Genomic DNA, 2,550 nt, shown 5'->3' with positions numbered 1-2,550 from the left:
ATCCAGTATCACGTAGTGAAAACTGTCGCACAGCAGGTCCAGCACGCGCGGAAGAGCAGCCGCCTCGAACGGCGCGGCCGCACCCAGATCGAGTTCCGAAGACAATACGAACAGACGCCGGCTTTTCGCGACCAGCGTACGCTCTACGTATTGCGGGTCAAGCCGGTTCACGTTATGCAGTACATCGGTGAGGCCATTGTTGCTCTGAATGCCGAGCATGCTGTTCGCTGCGCCGCCGTAAATATTCAGGTCGACATACGCGACCCGCCGATGTGTCTCTTCGGCAAGGTGCCGCGCTACGTTGAGCGCGAGCGTGGTGACGCCCACACCGCCGCGTGCGCCCGCGAACGCAATGGTTTTTCCAGCACGCGCCAGCGTCACGGGGTTGACCTTTCCATCCTGCATGCTGAAGGTGCGCTTGAGCAGTTCAACGGTCAGCGGCTTGACCAGGTAATCGCGCACACCGAGTTTCAGCAGGCTGCGGAACAGTCCTACGTCGTTGCGCTCACCAAGCGCGACCACTTGTACGGATGGCTCGCAGACTTCGGAGAGCCGGCCGAGGTCTGACAAGGGCATGGTCGAGCCATGCAGGTCGACGAGCAGGAATTGCGGTGAGCGTTCTATCTTCGACAGATACGCAATGGCTTCGTCAATGTTGCCGAGCACGATATGCACGTGCGGCATTGCCTCTTCGAGGACGAAGCTCTTGAGGATCTGCTCGGTCGTCCGATCCGTCACGAACGCGATGAAATCGGCAACGCGCGCGCCCGATTTCGCTTTTGATACCCTGAACTCTGTTGTGCTCATGTGCTCTTCTCGAAGGTGTCGCTGACCGGGGTCATTTGGAATCGCGCGACGTCGATGTGTCGAGGGGAATGACCCGGCCGTTCTTGTACCGGTGAACGGCGCCCGCAGCCACAGCTGCGTCGGCAGGTCCGAGCTTTTCAGGCGCGACGAGGTCCTTCGGGTTCGCTATCTGAGCAGCCAGATTGGTGTAGGTCGCGCAGCCCCATTGCATGTCCGGCCGATGCCAGCCGGCGTCCGTGAGCAGGGAGGGTCGGGAGAGGCTGTCGCAGTCCGGCGGCAGCGCCGACTTGCCGTCGAAGCCGATAGTTGTCTGGTCCGGCATGCCGCGCGGCGGCTTGAAACAGCCGCTGAGTCCGACAGCGAAGGTGCACGCGAGAACAAGGGTGAGAAGGCGGGCTGATTTCATGGTGTCTGGCTCAGTAAACGTAACCGGCTGCGCCGACAAGACGCGGTTGTGCGGCGTCGGCCGGTGCGCCGGCTTGACGGCTGAAGCTGTATTCGACGTCATTGCTCGGCGACGTCAGCGATTCCAGCGGCGAGCGCAGTTTCGACGGGTCCGTTGGCTCGACCAGATACGGCGTGACCATGATGACCAGCTCGGTCTTGTTGTTCTGATAGTTCGTCGATGAAAACAGTTTGCCCAGAATCGGAATCGAGCCCATGCCCGGGACCTGGGAAATGATGTCCGTTGTATTGCTCTGGAGCAGCCCGCCAATGGCGAAGCTTTGGCCGCTTCCGAGTTCCACGGTGGTATCGGCACGACGAACGCTCAGTCCCGGCACCGTGATGCCGCCCGTGGTGACACTCACCGACGTATCGATCTGACTGACTTCCGGACGTACCTTGAGGCTGATGCGGTGATCGTTCAACACGGTCGGCGTGAAATCCAGCTTTACACCAAACTGCTTGAATTCAACCGAAATCGCGCCGTTGGTCTGCGATACCGGAATCGGGAATTCGCCGCCCGCGAGAAAGCTCGCTGTCTGTCCCGAGAGTGCCACGAGGTTCGGTTCTGCCAGTACGGTCAGCAGGCCTTCCTGATTCAGCGCGTCGACCAACGCGCGGATATCGACATTGTTCGTCTTGAACGCGCCGAACAACGAGTATGCATTGTTGGTCGGCAAATTGACGGGGTACGTGGTGCCTCCGGCTGCGTTGGTCAGCGGCTGGTTGAGGTTATAGATCGACCGGCCGCTGAAAATTCCGCCGTATATATTGCCGACGGCATTGCCCATTGCCTGCCAGTTGATTCCCAATTGCTGCGTGACGTTACGATCCACTTCCGTGATCCGCACGCGCAATTGCACCTGCAAAGGACGATCGATTGTCATGCGATTGACCAGCACCTCCTTGTCTGCGAGATAGGGCGTAAGCGAATCCACGACCGCGTCGGCATCGGTGGAATTTGGAGCTTGTCCCGTCACCATCAGCGAACCCTGTCCGGTTGTCAATTGCACGTTCAGGTTTGGAAAACGCGCGGTGATCATGGTGCGCAACGAGTCCATATCGCGTCCCACGTACACGGTGCGTTGAACCAGTGTCTTGTTGTTTGCGCCGAGCACATAGAGCGTTGTGGTGCCGGCCTTCTTGCCCAGTACAAACACCGCCTTTGGCGAGGGTACGTGCACGTCGGCCACGTTCGGATCGGCGACGAACACGGACACCGCGTCCTCATTGAGTCGAACCAGTACGCCTTTTCCCGCGCCCACTTCGAGCGTGCCTTGAGTCGGTGCCAAAGGCGAG

General features: G+C 59.7%; 3 protein-coding genes. All 3 read right to left on the bottom strand.

Translation table 11 applies throughout. The features are described from left to right. A partial coding sequence (locus ACFFAR_RS30620) for an AAA family ATPase (protein WP_174365449.1) occupies positions 1–807 on the bottom strand: 807 nt, incomplete at its 3' end. A 31-nt stretch (positions 808–838) separates the two neighbouring features. Further along, positions 839–1,213, bottom strand: a complete 375-nt coding sequence (locus ACFFAR_RS30615; protein WP_075357473.1) for a CpaD family pilus assembly lipoprotein — start codon at positions 1,211–1,213, stop codon at positions 839–841. Between the two features lie 10 nt (positions 1,214–1,223). After that, positions 1,224–2,543 carry a pilus assembly protein N-terminal domain-containing protein gene (locus tag ACFFAR_RS30610; protein WP_174365450.1) on the bottom strand — a complete coding sequence of 440 codons (1,320 nt, stop codon included), beginning with the start codon at positions 2,541–2,543 and terminating at the stop codon, positions 1,224–1,226. Between the last annotated feature and the right edge of the window lie 7 nt (positions 2,544–2,550).

It is taken from the genome of uncultured Caballeronia sp., assembly GCF_964243625.1.
GTDB lineage: Bacteria > Pseudomonadota > Gammaproteobacteria > Burkholderiales > Burkholderiaceae > Caballeronia.
This window is presented reverse-complemented; position numbering and strand designations above follow the sequence as displayed.

Bases quoted from the DNA above. Each gene is read 5' to 3' on its own strand.
- ACFFAR_RS30615 (WP_075357473.1), bottom strand. From the start codon at position 1,213: ATGAAATCAGCCCGCCTTCTCACCCTTGTTCTCGCGTGCACCTTCGCT.